The organism is Paenibacillus typhae (assembly GCF_900099765.1).
In the GTDB taxonomy this organism is placed as follows: domain Bacteria; phylum Bacillota; class Bacilli; order Paenibacillales; family Paenibacillaceae; genus Paenibacillus_AQ; species Paenibacillus_AQ typhae.
This window is the reverse complement of the sequence record NZ_FNDX01000073.1, coordinates 1-13,224: the sequence shown is the minus strand read 5'-3', so window position 1 is coordinate 13,224 and position 13,224 is coordinate 1. Positions and strand designations below refer to the sequence as shown.

The window sequence follows — 13,224 nt, the reverse complement described above, 5'->3', positions numbered from 1 at the left end:
GAATGTACATCTGGAAGCAATGGAAGAAGCCCAAAACAAAGGTGCAAAACCTACACAAGCTAGGGATACCGGAGTGGCAGGCCTACCAGTGGGGGAATTCCCGACTTGGCTATTGGCGTATCGCCGGAAGCCCTGTACTGTCTCGTTCCATAACAAACGAAAAGCTCGCACTGGCGGGATATTATGACTTCCCAGCACAGTACGAGCAATTACGTAAATTGCACTAATGCGATTGAACCGCCGTATACCGAACGGTACGTACGGTGGTGTGAGAGGTCGGCTACTCAGTCAATGGGTAGCCTCCTACTCGATTACAAGTCTTATTCTTCAGCAACTTCGCGGTCCGGCAGCTGCGACACATAGCTGTCTGACAGCTGAAGCAGCTTCAGTGCAGAGTTGAACTCAGCTTCAGTGGATTGCAGCGGCTTGTCGCCGTCGCCGGACAGCGTGTAATGCTGGCCGTCCTCGAACCCGCTGCCGGACAGGAACAGCTCCTCGTTATTGACAAAGGACCCGGTCGGCAGATAATAACGCTGCGGCAGCAGGTTATACTCTCTCTGGTTCAGGATATCCTGGCCGAAGTGAATATGGTTGTCCAGCGGAACACCAAGCAGATTGGCTACTGTAGGCAGGATGTCCACCTGACCGCCCAGCTGGTTCTGTACACTCGGAACAGGCACGCCGGCAGAAGAAATGATCAGCGGAATGTTGATCAGATCACGTTCGGTGTACTCTTTTCCCAGAATTTCCTCCAGCAGAACCTTATCCTCATCCTTCAGCGAGAAAATCGGCAGGCCGCGGTGATCCCCGTAGAGCACAACAAGGCTGTCGTCCCAGACGCCGTTCTCTTTAAGCTCAGCGATGAACTGTCCCAGCGCGTAGTCCGCATAGTTCTGGGCGCGGATGTAGTCTCCGACAAATGTTCCTTCATACCGCTCCGGCAGGTTCATCTGGTACTTGTTCTCCGGAATGGTAAACGGATTGTGCGAGGACATCGAAATGACATGGGAATAGAACGGCTGGCTGCTCTCATTCATCCGGGCCAGCTCTGCAGAAGTTTTGGAATAGAGCACTTCATCAGAGGCGCCGTAGAACACCGTATCCTCCTCGCCAAAGAAAGCTTTGTCATAATAACGGTTAAACCCAAGTGCCCGGTAAAGCTCACCGCGGTTCCAGAAATCCACTTCATTCGTATGGAAGGTGGCGGTATCGTAGCCTTGCTCCTGCAGCAGCTTAGGTAAGCTTGGCAGCTCTTTTGGCGCATAAATCTCGGTCGCCGGACCATCCGGCGGTACATAGAACGAAGTGTTGACGATAAACTCCGCATCCGAGGTGTTGCCTTGGCCGACCTGCTGGAAGAAGCGCGGGAAATAGATGCTGCTGTCCGCCAGCTTGTTCATGTTCGGTGTGATTTCCTGCCCGTCAATCGACAGATGAATCAGAAAATTCTGGAAGGATTCCATTTGAATAATGACCAGGTTCTTGCCTTTGGCTGCGCCATACAGGATCGGAGTCGACGTAGCCGTGATGCCCTTGGTCTGATCAATCACAGATTGCGTAATGGCCGAGCTGTCGATCAGCTCTTCTTCCTGGCCTGCCAGCAGGGCATAGGCTTCATAATTCAGTATACCCATCTGCTCGGCCTGAACCGTCTCGTTCATACTGGCTTTGTTCGGGAAAATATTCATCATACAGATGACCAGCGAGATGCAGAAGAGAGCGGCGACAACCTTGCGGTTGCTGCGGCGGGACATCGCTTTTTTCCAGGCCAGTGCCTTCTTGCGGCTGAACATGATCAGGCTGATGATAATGATGTCCAGGAAGATCAGCATGTACTGCGGATGGATCACGGCGAAAATACTCTTTTTGACCGCACCCACCTGTTTAGCCTGGCCGATTACCTGCGAAGTAGCAATAATGCCGAAATGATTGTGATAGACGATCAGCGAGAAAAATAAAACAGTAATTAATAGATTGACGAGCATGTAAATAGCAATCTTCCGCTTGGTGGCGAACCACTCAATCAGACAGAAGATAATCAGGACAAAGGGGATTTCTTTGAACCAGGTACTCCAGGTCGGCCCGTCCTCGAACAGGTAATACCAGGCAAAGTAGCTTTTCGCCAGCATAATGATAGAGAAGAAGAGTATGGATCTTTTACTGAGTGTGCGTGGTTCTTTCAACCGCATTGCTTATGCGCATCCTTTTCACTTTAATTAGTTCATTCTATTACATTGCAGGTCCGGAATTCAACTCTATTAGATTACCTGAAAATACTGAAAATTCCTATGTAAAATTCAATTAAAAACAGTCTTTTTTCTGAATTTGAAAACCCTTCTGGAGTTGCGGGACCAAAACCTTTATAATATGACGAGTATACTTTGTAAAGGAAAAGGTGTTAACTTCATGAGCATATTAAATGTAGAGAAGCTGAGTCACGGGTTTGGTGACCGGGCTATTTTCACGGATGTATCCTTCCGCCTGCTGAAGGGTGAGCATATCGGTCTGATCGGGGCCAACGGTGAAGGGAAGTCTACCTTCATGAACATCATCACAGGCAAGCTTCAGCCGGACGAAGGCAAGGTGGAATGGGCCAAGCGGATGCGGGCAGGTTATCTCGATCAGCACGCCGTGCTGACCAAAGGACAGTCGATCCGTGATGTGCTGCGCAGTGCCTTCCAGTATCTGTTTGATATGGAGCAGGAAATGAACGATATGTACGGCAAGATGGGCGATGTGACTCCGGAGGAGCTGGAGCAGCTGCTGGAGGATGTCGGCACCATTCAGGATACGCTGACTAACCAGGATTTCTATATGATCGACGCCAAAATCGACGAAACCGCCCGCGGTCTGGGATTGACCGATATCGGTCTGGACAAGGATGTAAATGATCTGAGCGGCGGACAGCGCACCAAGGTACTGCTGGCGAAGCTGCTGCTGGAGAAGCCGGACATTCTGCTCCTCGATGAGCCTACGAACTATCTGGATGAGCAGCACATCATCTGGCTCAAGCGCTACCTGCAGGAATACGAGAATGCCTTCATTCTAATCTCCCATGATATTCCGTTCCTGAATAGCGTTATCAACCTGATCTACCATATGGAAAATCAGTCGCTGTCGCGTTATGTCGGCGATTACGAGTATTTCCAGCAGGTGTATGAGGCCAAGAAGCAGCAGCTTGAGTCTGCTTTTAAGCGCCAGCAGCAGGAAATTTCCGACCTGAAGGACTTCGTTGCCCGTAACAAGGCGAGTGTGGCTACCCGTAATATGGCGATGTCCCGCCAGAAGAAGCTCGACAAGATGGAAGTGATTGAGCTGGCTAAGGAGAAGCCGAAGCCGCAGTTCAACTTCAAGCAGGGCCGTACTTCCGGCAAGGTTGTATTTGAGACGAAGGATCTGGTGATCGGCTATGATTCCCCGCTCTCCAGACCCCTTGACCTGAGCATGGAACGCGGACAAAAGATCGCGCTCGTCGGCGCCAACGGTATCGGTAAAACGACGCTGCTGCGCAGCATTCTCGGACAGATCCCGACCATTTCCGGTTCTGCCAGACTCGGCGATCTGCTGGAAATCGGCTATTTCGAGCAGGAGATGAAGGAAGCCAACTACAACACTTGTATCGAAGAGATCTGGAACGAGTTCCCGTCCTTCACCCAGTTCGAAATCCGCGCGGCCCTTGCCAAGTGCGGCCTGACCACCAAGCATATCGAGAGCAAGATTGCGGTTCTGAGCGGCGGCGAAAAAGCCAAAGTCCGGCTCTGCAAGCTGATCAACCGCGAATCCAACCTGCTCGTACTCGATGAGCCGACGAACCACCTTGACGTAGACGCCAAGGACGAGCTGCAGCGTGCGCTCAAAGCGTACAAGGGAAGCATCCTGCTGATTTCCCACGAACCTGAATTCTACCGCGACATCGTAACCGATACCTGGAACTGCGAATCGTGGACGACAAAAGTATTCTAATATGTAATGTGTGCGACGGGCTGCCTCGGTGAGGCGGCCCGTTTTTGCGTGGAAGCGGCGGATTGCACAATCCTGTATATGTAAGCTGCACGGTAGCTGGTATTATACTTATATATCCTAAAATTGGGGGAGAGAGGAATGCGCGATCCGGAGAGAATAGAGCGGATAATGAGTATGGTGCAGGCAATATGGAAGCAGGAGCCATATATGCGTTTTTTTCAGTTGATGGCTGTGCTCGAGAGCAGATACTCTAAGGCCAATAATGCATTCGGCAGACGGGAGCTTTTTGAAAAAGAGGAAAGCAGGGGAATATTGTTCCCGCATAATATTGTTGAGTTATTCCAGCTGGAAGATGATGTGCTGGAGCCATTTCTTGCCTCGTTACTGGCTGAACAGCAGGTAAGGAAGAGTGGATCTAATGATTAAAGATAGCAAGAGCAGGTTTGTAAGCCTGTTCGCGATTATAATCCTAACCCTTTTTACCGCATCTGATTGAAGACTTAATCAAGCACTATCAGTTTGAAGAAGACAAAAACATATTGAGGGAATATAAGAAAAGGTATGAGGCTTTTGTTGAACAAGGGTCAGAGCTGGAATGGATAAACTGGTCTGATACGTCTGAGGCACCTAGTGAACGTACATCCGGGACTGGGGCATTTGGTGGTTTTATGAGAGAAGAAGCCAACTTGTACCGCAATCAAGTACTGTACTTGATAGATAAGTACTATTCTGATTCTGATATGAACGAATATGGAGAATACACTTATTTGTACAGTGGAAATGGTGCGGAGTTTGATAAGGCGCTGGAATGATGCACGAATGGAGTGAAGGATCTGCGTGAATGACCGGGGAGGATTTATACTACGAGGAAACCAAGGTTATTTGAAGCTGGAGCTGGAAGAGTTGTTTGGGTTTCCTGATAGCACAAGTATTTTTGGAGGTTACGATGCCAACGGTATTGTTGAAATTAAGAGCAGCGGCTTTGGAGCAAGCGGCGAACTATGGTTCTCTACGGGGGAAGTATATTTATTTTATAAGCAGCTAAAAAAATCATTTGAAGATCTCAGTGGAGAAGCGTCCTTCAGCAGCACTGAGCATAATCTGGAATTTAAATGCACTTTTACCTGGCAGGGGCACATCATGTGCACAGGTTTCTATAAAGAATATCCAGCTCAGGAAAATGAGCTTAGGTTTGAATTCCTGTCTGATCAGAGCTTTATCCCTTCTACACTCAAAGACCTTAAAGAGTTCGTACAAATGTATGGAGGTCCAAAAGGAATTAAATAACACAAAAGATAACTTATAGCAGGAGGCTAACATGGACAGCATTATTTTTGATCTGGACGGGACGATGTGGGATTCTTCGGATGTGGTGACGGTGGCGTGGAATGATGTGCTGCGCAGGTATGGAGACATTCCTCATGTGATTACCAAGGAAAGTTTACAGGGAATTATGGGTCTTCTGCCTGCTGAGGTTGGCAAAATTCTGCTGCCCGGGGTGGAGGAGACTGTACAGCAGAGGCTTTTGGATGAGTGCTGTGAAGCTGAGTGCCATTACCTCGTCAAGCAGGGCGGAACATTGTATGAAGAGCTGGAAGCGGTCCTCACGGCTTTATCGGCGAAATACAAGCTGTTCATCGTAAGCAATTGCCAGAAGGGATATATCGAGGCTTTTTATGAGTACCATCAGCTGGGCAGGTTTTTCGCGGACTATGAGAACCCGGGCCGGACCGGGCTGTCCAAGGGCGAGAACATCAGGCTGATCATGCAAAGAAACAATCTTGAGAGTCCGGTCTACGTGGGTGACACAGCGGGGGACCAGAATGCGGCTGCATTCGCCGATATCCCGTTTGTTTTTGCGAGCTACGGCTTTGGAGAGGTTAGTGATCCGGATTATACGATTAACCGTTTGAGTGATCTTTTGGAGCTGTTCCATTAAGCCTTATATCCAACTTTACCGGAGATGGAGCTGAAGCACATGCAATCAAAGCCAAGTGTAAAGTTTGGAGGGGGCGCGCTGATTCTGGCGGGCGTCCTCTTTTTTATACAGTATCTGTTTATGCTGCCGGTGCCTGCCCCAGGAGCGGCTACGGATACTGAGCTGATGGCATGGCTGGCCGGGTGGAAGTTTAATATGTCCATGGCGGACGAGCTGCTGTTCTTTGCCCCGATATGTCTGATACCGGCTATTGCTGCGCTATATCAAGTTCTGGTGAAGACAGATTTGCCAAAAACCCTGCTGGGCTGCGGATTACTGGCGCTAAGCATTCCCGTTTACATGCTGCTCGTCGTCATTCTGGGGCGGATCGTCTACCCTGTCTTTCATATTGAATTATCTGCGGAGAGCCTGAAGCTGATGTTCAGCTTATATTACGGTGGGCTGCATACGGCGGCGCTCATTATGGGAATCGCAACGATTGTACTTAGCCTTGTCATTCTAAAAAGCCCTCTCGGTAAGGCCGCTGCCTATCTGGGCTTTGCTGCCGGGATTCTGGATCTGATCGGATCTTTTCCCTGGCTGATCGGGACGGCCGTAATGTTTGTATGTCAGCTGGCTTTTGCGGCGTGGTTTGTTGTACTTGGTGCCAGACTGATCAGGATTTCCGGAACGGGAATGCCAGTGAGTACGCCAAAGGGCTGAGCGCGGCTTGACTTTTGAGGTTTACTGCAATAAACTCAAGTCACGAGGTTTACTGTAGTAAACTTATGAAGAGGAGGAGCTGCATGGAAACCTACAAATTGTTTGATGCCGAGTACAAATTCGCCTGCCTGATCTGGGATAACGAGCCGATTAATTCAACAGAGCTGGTTAAGCTGAGCCAGAGTAAGCTGGGCTGGAAGAAGTCAACGACCTATACGGTGCTCCGGAAGCTGTGCGAGCGGGGAATTCTGAAGAACGAAGACGCAACCGTTACCGCCATTATCAAAAAAGAAGAGGCCCAGCAATACGAAAGCCAGACGGTAGTGGAAAAAGCCTTCGGCGGATCGCTGCCGCAATTTTTAACCGCTTTTCTCGGCAAAAAGAAGCTGTCTGAAAAGGAGGCTGAGGAGCTGAAGCGGATTATTGAGGAGGCGACCCGATGATTACAGGCCTGTTCGTCACCGTCCTTAATATGAGCATTACGGCCGGCTATGTGGCATTAGCAGTGATCCTAACGAGGTTGTTTCTGCGCCGTGCCCCCAAAATATTTTCTTACCTGCTCTGGTCGGCAGTGTTAGTCAGACTTCTGCTCCCTGTCCCCTTCACTTCGAACTTCAGCCTGCTGCGGTTGTTCCAGCCCCGGGGCCAGGGCCAGTCGGGAACTGGAGTAATGGAATTTGTCCCTGCAGAGATCGGGCTGCAGCTGAAGCCTGCTGTGGATGCGGGGATTGGCGGAATCAGCCGGCTGATTAACAGCACTTTTCCGGAAGCTGCGCCGATGGCAAGTGTAAATCCGCTGCAGCTGATCCTGTGGACGGGAAGTATGATCTGGCTGGCAGGTGCAGCCGTTCTTTTACTATACAGCGTTGTATCGTATGTGCGCATTACTGTTAAGCTGCGGACGGCAACACTTGTTAGAGAGAATATTTTTGAGTCGGATCAGATTGCAGCACCCTTTGTATGCGGGTTTATAAAGCCGAAAATTTATATTCCAATAGGAATGAGCAGGCAGGAGCTGCCTTATATCGTACTGCACGAACAGACGCATATCCGCAGACTGGATTATCTGATCAAGCCTTTTGCCTTCCTGCTGCTGATCATTCACTGGTTCAATCCCCTGATGTGGCTGTCGTATGCGCTGATGAGCAAAGATATGGAGATGTCCTGCGATGAGGCTGTCGTCCGGAAGCTGGGAAGCGGGATTAAAGGGAGCTACTCAACCTCATTACTTACGCTGGCAACAGGCAAAAGGGGAGTTCCCGCTGGTAATCCGCTCGCTTTTGGGGAAGGGAATGTGAAAACCAGAATTAAAAATATTCTCGCCTACCGCCAGCCTTCACCCTGGATCACCGCGATTGTTTTTGTGGCGGTCACTGTTATTCTGGCAGTTTGTATAGTGAACCCTAAGCCTGTAGCGTCACCTGAACAGCTGCCTTATAAGGGATACAGTGTGGAGCAGCTGTTGAAGAACCGCACCCCCTATGTGGGAGCCGCCAGCAAGGTAGGCGGGCTGATCAGCGCATTGCCGGTACCGGAAGGTCTGGAAGGGCAGGGAATGGAGCTTCAGACGGTGGCTCCGCCGTACGGTTTGACGATTAAGTATACAATGAATGACACTGCCGGGGTGATCCGAAACGGGGCGATCAGCGGGGATGCTTTTTACCATAATTCGATTGTACTCTTTAGGCTGATTGATAATGTCGATAGCATAACGTACAGCTTGGCAGATAACACAGGACAATATAAAGGTGCAGCTTACAGCCTTACTTTTGTCAGAGAGCGGGTTAATGAGCTGCTTGGAAGTGATGTCCGCCAGTATGCAGGTGATGAAGCGGGGCTGCACCAGCTGATTGACCGTATAGAGGGAATGCTGTCAGCGGATTATTAATGCAAATGTATCCATAGATTTGTTGCGCTTATTCCGCAGTTCAATACGTTTACAGGAGGCTCTGACCATGCAAAAGCTGTTCGAATATAACTGGCAGGTCCGCAGGGAATGACAGTCTGGCGAACCGGATGATGATCGACATTCTGGATGACGGCAGAGAGGTGCCCCATCCATGCGGCGAAGTCATGCGGCACCTGATCTCCCACGAAATCCACCACACCGGCCAGCTCTCAGTCTGGGCGCGGGAGATCGGCAAAGAGCCGGTCAGTGCCAATTTTGTTGGCCGGGGCCTGTACAATAGTTAGCCTGTTTAAAGGCGTAATATGTTTGAGATTTGCACCGGAAAAGCGGAGTAAGCCGCGGGTTTCCGGTGCTTTTTGCATTAACAGCAGCAACTCATGAATGTCATGCTGACGTGCCTTCTTCACTAATAAAGTTCATCTATATGAACAAGTATAGTATATAGAGTGCGGCGGTGATGTGATATGAAGTTGAGCAGGGGAAGCACAGGACTATTTTCAGGGAAGGAATGCGTAGTGTCAGAAGCGAAATGAGTAATACAAAAAATGGATGTATGGGGGATTTGCAGTGACTCAATTCTTTCTTGTTCGGCATGGCGAACCTCAGTGGGATATCAACGAACAATATAATCTAAAGGGGCACGGCCGGGACCTTGTTCCTCTTACGGACTCAGGAGTAGACCAGGCATATGCGGCAGCAAAAGATCATCGTCTACAACAAGCCGAAATTATACTCTCTTCTCCTTATACAAGAGCATTGCAGACAGCTGCTATACTGTCTAAAGAACTTGGGTTAGACATAAAGATAGAATTCGATTTAAGGGAATGGCAGCCTGACCTAACCTTTGAATATGATTCATTGGATAGGCTTAAAGAGCTGGGGGACGATTATGATGCGAATCATGGAGTTTATCCTCCCGGGGAGCGCAGGCTTTGGGAATCTAAAGAGCTGCTGAAGAAGCGGATGGATCAGGTAATAGACAAGTATTCCGGATTTCAAAAGGTCATCATCACCGGACACGGCATGGCTTTTCGTACTTTGGTAGGAGAGGTCGGCGAAATTCCCCATGCTTCGATTATTGAGTATATAAAATAAGGGCGTCGTTTTATACGAACGGAGAATATCTTTTCTAAGATGGGGGATTCGTTGATGGATTTGCCGACCCGGTTGAAATTATTTTTGGACAGGATTCTTATCCCTATATTGAATTGATTAATAATCAGTATGTATTTGAAATTCCCGTTACAGGAGTTTTAAAGGTCTCTAATAAAGAATCAGAATCCGGTTATGCAGAGGACGAATATTACTTTATAGATTGTAGTGGAAATAGAATCATACGGGCAGAAGTAAGTAATCACATTATAGAAGAACATGGTAACGGGACCGTGAAGGAAAAGTTTACAGTGAAGGGGAGGTAGACGGGTGGTTTTCTACTTACCACATATTGCGGCAAAAATAACCTTGTTGAAAAGTGACGGGAAAGGCAGTGGCCGGGATAGGCCGGCACGCTCAGGCTACCGTCCGGCACACTTGATGAAAGATGATTATTTAACAACTGGTATACATAAATATTATGGTGATATTCTGGTGCAGCCAGGGGATAGTGTAATGGGGACTATTACGTTCATAACTCCGGAATATTACCCTCAAACGTTATGGATAGGCCGAATATTAACCATTCAGGAGGGAAGCAGGATAGTCGGATATGCCGAGGTAACACAAATATATAATGAAATTTTGGTGAAAATGGATTGAACTATTCGTATACATTAACAAACCCCTCCAGAGAGTGAGGCAACAACAATGACCCTGTCCCTAGCAGCAACTGTCTTTTCAGTCCTGATCTGCATAGTCATTCTGTTTCAGGCAGCACTAGCTGCAGGTATGCCCTGGGGAGAGTATGCGATGGGCGGGAAATTCCCCGGCAGGCTTCCGGCTCCTATGCGTGCGGCATGCCTGGTGCAGATCGTCATTCTGGCTCTGCTCGCGCTAATTGTTCTGAGTAAAGCAGAGCTGCTTTTGCCCGGCTGGCGGGAGTTTGCCGATGTGGCGGTCTGGTTCGTGGTTACTTTTTCCGTGATAGCTTCTGTTCTAAATCTTATTACCAAAAGCGTCCGGGAACGTAGAATCTGGGCACCGGTTTCGATATTAATGCTGCTCAGCAGTGCTGTAGTTGCCTTGGGATAAAAGCAGTGGGAATAGTATGGAAATTACTGCTGTTTATCCTGATCTGGCTCACGATCTGTGCTACTGTCCTGATGGATAGCATTAACAAACCGTTTGCCCCACTCACAAAGCGGATCGAGAACCGTTTGCAGGGACCTGCCGCTTTCAGTAAGCTCGTAGACAACCTTTGGCGGCACCTCCAGAAAAACAGTGCGGAGAATAAGCCCGTCTGCTTCAAGCTCTTTTAGCTGCTGGGTAAGCATTTTTTGGGTAATCGGTGTAAGTGTGCGCAGCATCTCCCCGTTGCGCTGTTCCCCCTGCTCAGCCAGCAGGCAGAGGATTGCGGTCTTCCATTTGCCGCCAATTTTCTCAAGGGTGGCTTCGGTGGGATTTTGATATCGCTTTTGCCGGGGCTTATCCTCATTATTGGCCCTATCTGCTTCTAGTGTCATAATCTTTTCCTCCTTAGTACCTCACCATTCGGTAACTATATCACTGAAAAGTGCGTACTTTTGTGATCTGATTATATCCTTTATGATCAATCATGTCAGTACAACAATAGAGGAGGAAGCAATATGGAAATGGAAAAAGTTTGGCAGCTCGGTATCGCTGGAGCGGGCGGATGGGGAGGGCAGGCACACATTCCTGCACTAAAGAAGCTGAATTCATATAAAGTCAGGGCTGTGGCTGGAACACAACCGGAAACTGCGCGTGCGGCGGCTGAGCTTCACGGCATAGATTCATACTATACAAGTGTTGAAGAGATGGCCGGACAACCGGAAATTGATATTGTAGCGGTAACGGTAAAGGTACCGGCGCATGATCAGCTGCTACGGGAAGCGATAAAGGCCGGTAAACATGTGTACAGTGAATGGCCGCTCGCCCGGAATACGGATGAGGCGCAGGCACTGCTTGCACTTGTGGAAGAACAGGGTGTTAAGCATGTAGCCGGTCTGCAGGCAAGGGCCAATCCTGCTGTCCGCTACATTCGGGACTTAGTTGCCCAAGGTGAGATTGGCCGCGTACTGGCTGTGAATGCAATCGTTGCTCTGCCTGTATTTCCAACATCGGACGGGACGGTAGACCTGGCGCATGTCTATTTGCTGGATGAAGCTAACGGGGCCGATCAGCTGACCATCGGGGCGGCGCATGTCCTGGATGCAATTGAATACATGGTAGCGCCGTTTGTTGAGGTTACCGGCACATTGGCGACACAATACCCGTATGTACGCGTCCTTGAGACAGGAGAGACGCTGAGCGCAAATGCACCGGATCATGTGGTGATTCACGGCAGGCTGGCGCAGAATGCACTTGTTTCAGCCCAGTTCGTCAATGCGGGTTCGCCAGGCTTTACGCTGCGGATTATCGGAAGCGGCGGAGAATTGCTGATTACTCCGAAGGATCAGCTGATGTTCCAGATGGACCGGCTGAAGCTGCAAATGGTCCGGTCCTCCGGCGAGGCTGTGCTGCTGCAAACACCGGAAGAGTATTGCTCAAAGATACGAAATGTATCCCCAGGCCCAGGACATAATGTTGCCGGGCTCTACGCATTGTTTGCACAGCGTTTAGGGGGAGAAGAAGGGATAGAGCTGCCTGATTTCGCCCAAGCTTTGCGGCTGCACCAGCTTATGGATGCTATAAGGAAAGCTGCTTCTACAGGTATGCGTCAAGAGTCATAAATCACAGAAAAGGAAACCGTTTGCAATTATAATGTAAACGTTATCTAAATGCTGCTATACATTAATACGCAAATGGAGGAATAGGACTTGAGCTTGAGCAAAGCTTCCTTTAACCTGCTTGTGTTTATGGGATTGAGCATGCAGTACGCTTTAATGCATCTTTTTTCGGCCGGAGAGATTATCGTCATTTCAACTGCGGAGCTTGTCATTTATATGCTGTTTACATTTGCGGGGCTGGGCTCCTTCTTCAAGCGCAGAAGACGAGCCTTGGCAGAGCAGGGATGCGGTTCGGCGGGACTTTTTTTCACCGTTCTCTGGACCGTTTCCTTGTGCTCCCAATTCCGTAAAGAAAGCTATCCGGAGGCGTTGACGCTGATCAACTCTTTCGGTGTATCCGCGGCCGGCCTGGTGCTGCTGACGGAGATCATTGTGCTGTTTAAGGTTTAGGATGTACATACTGCCGTCGTAAGATGGTGAATGAAGTAAAGGAGTAGGCTTCTGTCGTTGGCTGACGGAGGCCTTTTTTGTATGGCGTGCCCAGAGGCACGCATTATCTAGTTGGTGCAAGTCCAACCAAGAGAGGGGCCAAGCCACTCTTGTAGCTAGGATGCTTGCGCATGGCGAAATCTGTGTGTAAAAGCGCATCGACAAAAGTACCGGTCAGAGACCGGGCGAGCAACAACCCAGGCCGTAATATCAAGTGAATCCTGCCGCGTCGTCAAAAAGGCCCTGCGAAGGGGAACAGAGGATGCCGAGTCCCGCATCTATGGACGAAGGCCAAGGAAGCTGAGCAGAACTTGGAACAACAGCGAAGAATCCTCCGGCGTAGAGGGATCGGCATGGGTTGAAAGATAATGCAGTGAACT

16 protein-coding genes and 2 pseudogenes are annotated in these 13,224 nt (G+C 49.4%); 16 read left to right on the top strand and 2 right to left on the bottom strand.

The window, feature by feature from the left end:
- Positions 1 to 227, top strand: a pseudogene (locus tag BLR64_RS30645) (group II intron reverse transcriptase/maturase); the annotation flags it as partial.
- Between the two features lie 93 nt (positions 228 to 320).
- Here the strand turns inward: BLR64_RS30645 and BLR64_RS29345 are convergent.
- The gene (locus tag BLR64_RS29345) at positions 321 to 2,189 is read right to left on the bottom strand and encodes an LTA synthase family protein (protein ID WP_090720205.1); all 1,869 of its coding nucleotides are present in this window, start codon (positions 2,187 to 2,189) and stop codon (positions 321 to 323) included.
- Between the two features lie 217 nt (positions 2,190 to 2,406).
- On the opposite strand from BLR64_RS29345, the gene BLR64_RS29340 reads away from it, so the two are divergent.
- The 13 genes and pseudogenes from BLR64_RS29340 (at position 2,407) to BLR64_RS29285 (ending at position 10,700) form a co-directional block, all read left to right on the top strand.
- Positions 2,407 to 3,963: an ABC-F family ATP-binding cassette domain-containing protein gene (locus tag BLR64_RS29340; protein ID WP_090720203.1), complete on the top strand. Its 1,557-nt coding sequence runs from the start codon at positions 2,407 to 2,409 to the stop codon at positions 3,961 to 3,963.
- Positions 3,964 to 4,101: 138 nt separating this feature from the next.
- A complete protein-coding gene (locus tag BLR64_RS29335; RefSeq protein ID WP_090720201.1) occupies positions 4,102 to 4,389 on the top strand; it encodes a hypothetical protein in 288 nt (95 codons plus the stop codon).
- 113 nt (positions 4,390 to 4,502) lie between these two features.
- Entirely contained in the window at positions 4,503 to 4,775 is a 273-nt protein-coding gene (locus BLR64_RS29330; protein ID WP_090720199.1) for a hypothetical protein, read from the top strand.
- 25 nt (positions 4,776 to 4,800) lie between these two features.
- A complete protein-coding gene (locus BLR64_RS29325) occupies positions 4,801 to 5,250 on the top strand; it encodes a WapI family immunity protein (protein ID WP_425262177.1) in 450 nt (149 codons plus the stop codon).
- A gap of 31 nt (positions 5,251 to 5,281) precedes the next feature.
- Positions 5,282 to 5,902 (top strand): HAD family hydrolase, encoded by a 621-nt coding sequence (locus BLR64_RS29320; RefSeq protein ID WP_090720195.1) that lies wholly within the window; start codon positions 5,282 to 5,284, stop codon positions 5,900 to 5,902.
- Between the two features lie 39 nt (positions 5,903 to 5,941).
- Entirely contained in the window at positions 5,942 to 6,604 is a 663-nt protein-coding gene (locus BLR64_RS29315; RefSeq protein ID WP_090720193.1) for a hypothetical protein, read from the top strand.
- A gap of 83 nt (positions 6,605 to 6,687) precedes the next feature.
- Positions 6,688 to 7,047: a BlaI/MecI/CopY family transcriptional regulator gene (locus BLR64_RS29310; protein WP_068725472.1), complete on the top strand. Its 360-nt coding sequence runs from the start codon at positions 6,688 to 6,690 to the stop codon at positions 7,045 to 7,047.
- Positions 7,044 to 8,492, top strand: a complete 1,449-nt coding sequence (locus BLR64_RS29305) for a M56 family metallopeptidase (protein WP_244157879.1) — start codon at positions 7,044 to 7,046, stop codon at positions 8,490 to 8,492. The genes BLR64_RS29310 and BLR64_RS29305 overlap by 4 nt, the downstream gene beginning before the upstream one ends.
- Before the next feature lie 128 nt (positions 8,493 to 8,620).
- Positions 8,621 to 8,797 carry a DinB family protein gene (locus tag BLR64_RS29300; RefSeq protein ID WP_090720191.1) on the top strand — a complete coding sequence of 59 codons (177 nt, stop codon included), beginning with the start codon at positions 8,621 to 8,623 and terminating at the stop codon, positions 8,795 to 8,797.
- Positions 8,798 to 9,080: 283 nt separating this feature from the next.
- Positions 9,081 to 9,608, top strand: a complete 528-nt coding sequence (locus BLR64_RS29295) for a histidine phosphatase family protein (protein ID WP_090720189.1) — start codon at positions 9,081 to 9,083, stop codon at positions 9,606 to 9,608.
- A 68-nt stretch (positions 9,609 to 9,676) separates the two neighbouring features.
- A pseudogene (locus BLR64_RS31295) lies at positions 9,677 to 9,931 on the top strand (DUF6843 domain-containing protein); the annotation flags it as partial.
- 4 nt (positions 9,932 to 9,935) lie between these two features.
- A complete protein-coding gene (locus BLR64_RS29290; protein WP_090720187.1) occupies positions 9,936 to 10,268 on the top strand; it encodes a hypothetical protein in 333 nt (110 codons plus the stop codon).
- 48 nt (positions 10,269 to 10,316) lie between these two features.
- Positions 10,317 to 10,700, top strand: a complete 384-nt coding sequence (locus BLR64_RS29285) for a hypothetical protein (protein WP_090720185.1) — start codon at positions 10,317 to 10,319, stop codon at positions 10,698 to 10,700.
- Between the two features lie 23 nt (positions 10,701 to 10,723).
- Here the strand turns inward: BLR64_RS29285 and BLR64_RS29280 are convergent, their stop codons facing one another.
- Positions 10,724 to 11,131, bottom strand: coding sequence for a winged helix-turn-helix transcriptional regulator (locus tag BLR64_RS29280; protein WP_090720183.1), 408 nt, complete (start codon positions 11,129 to 11,131; stop codon positions 10,724 to 10,726).
- A gap of 123 nt (positions 11,132 to 11,254) precedes the next feature.
- Between BLR64_RS29280 and BLR64_RS29275 the strand changes: the two genes are divergently transcribed.
- On the top strand, positions 11,255 to 12,358 hold the full coding sequence (locus tag BLR64_RS29275; RefSeq protein WP_090720181.1) for a Gfo/Idh/MocA family protein: 1,104 nt from the start codon (positions 11,255 to 11,257) through the stop codon (positions 12,356 to 12,358).
- A gap of 87 nt (positions 12,359 to 12,445) precedes the next feature.
- Complete coding sequence (locus tag BLR64_RS29270; RefSeq protein ID WP_090720179.1) at positions 12,446 to 12,805, top strand: hypothetical protein; 360 nt, start codon at positions 12,446 to 12,448, stop codon at positions 12,803 to 12,805.
- Positions 12,806 to 13,224: the final 419 nt, after the last annotated feature.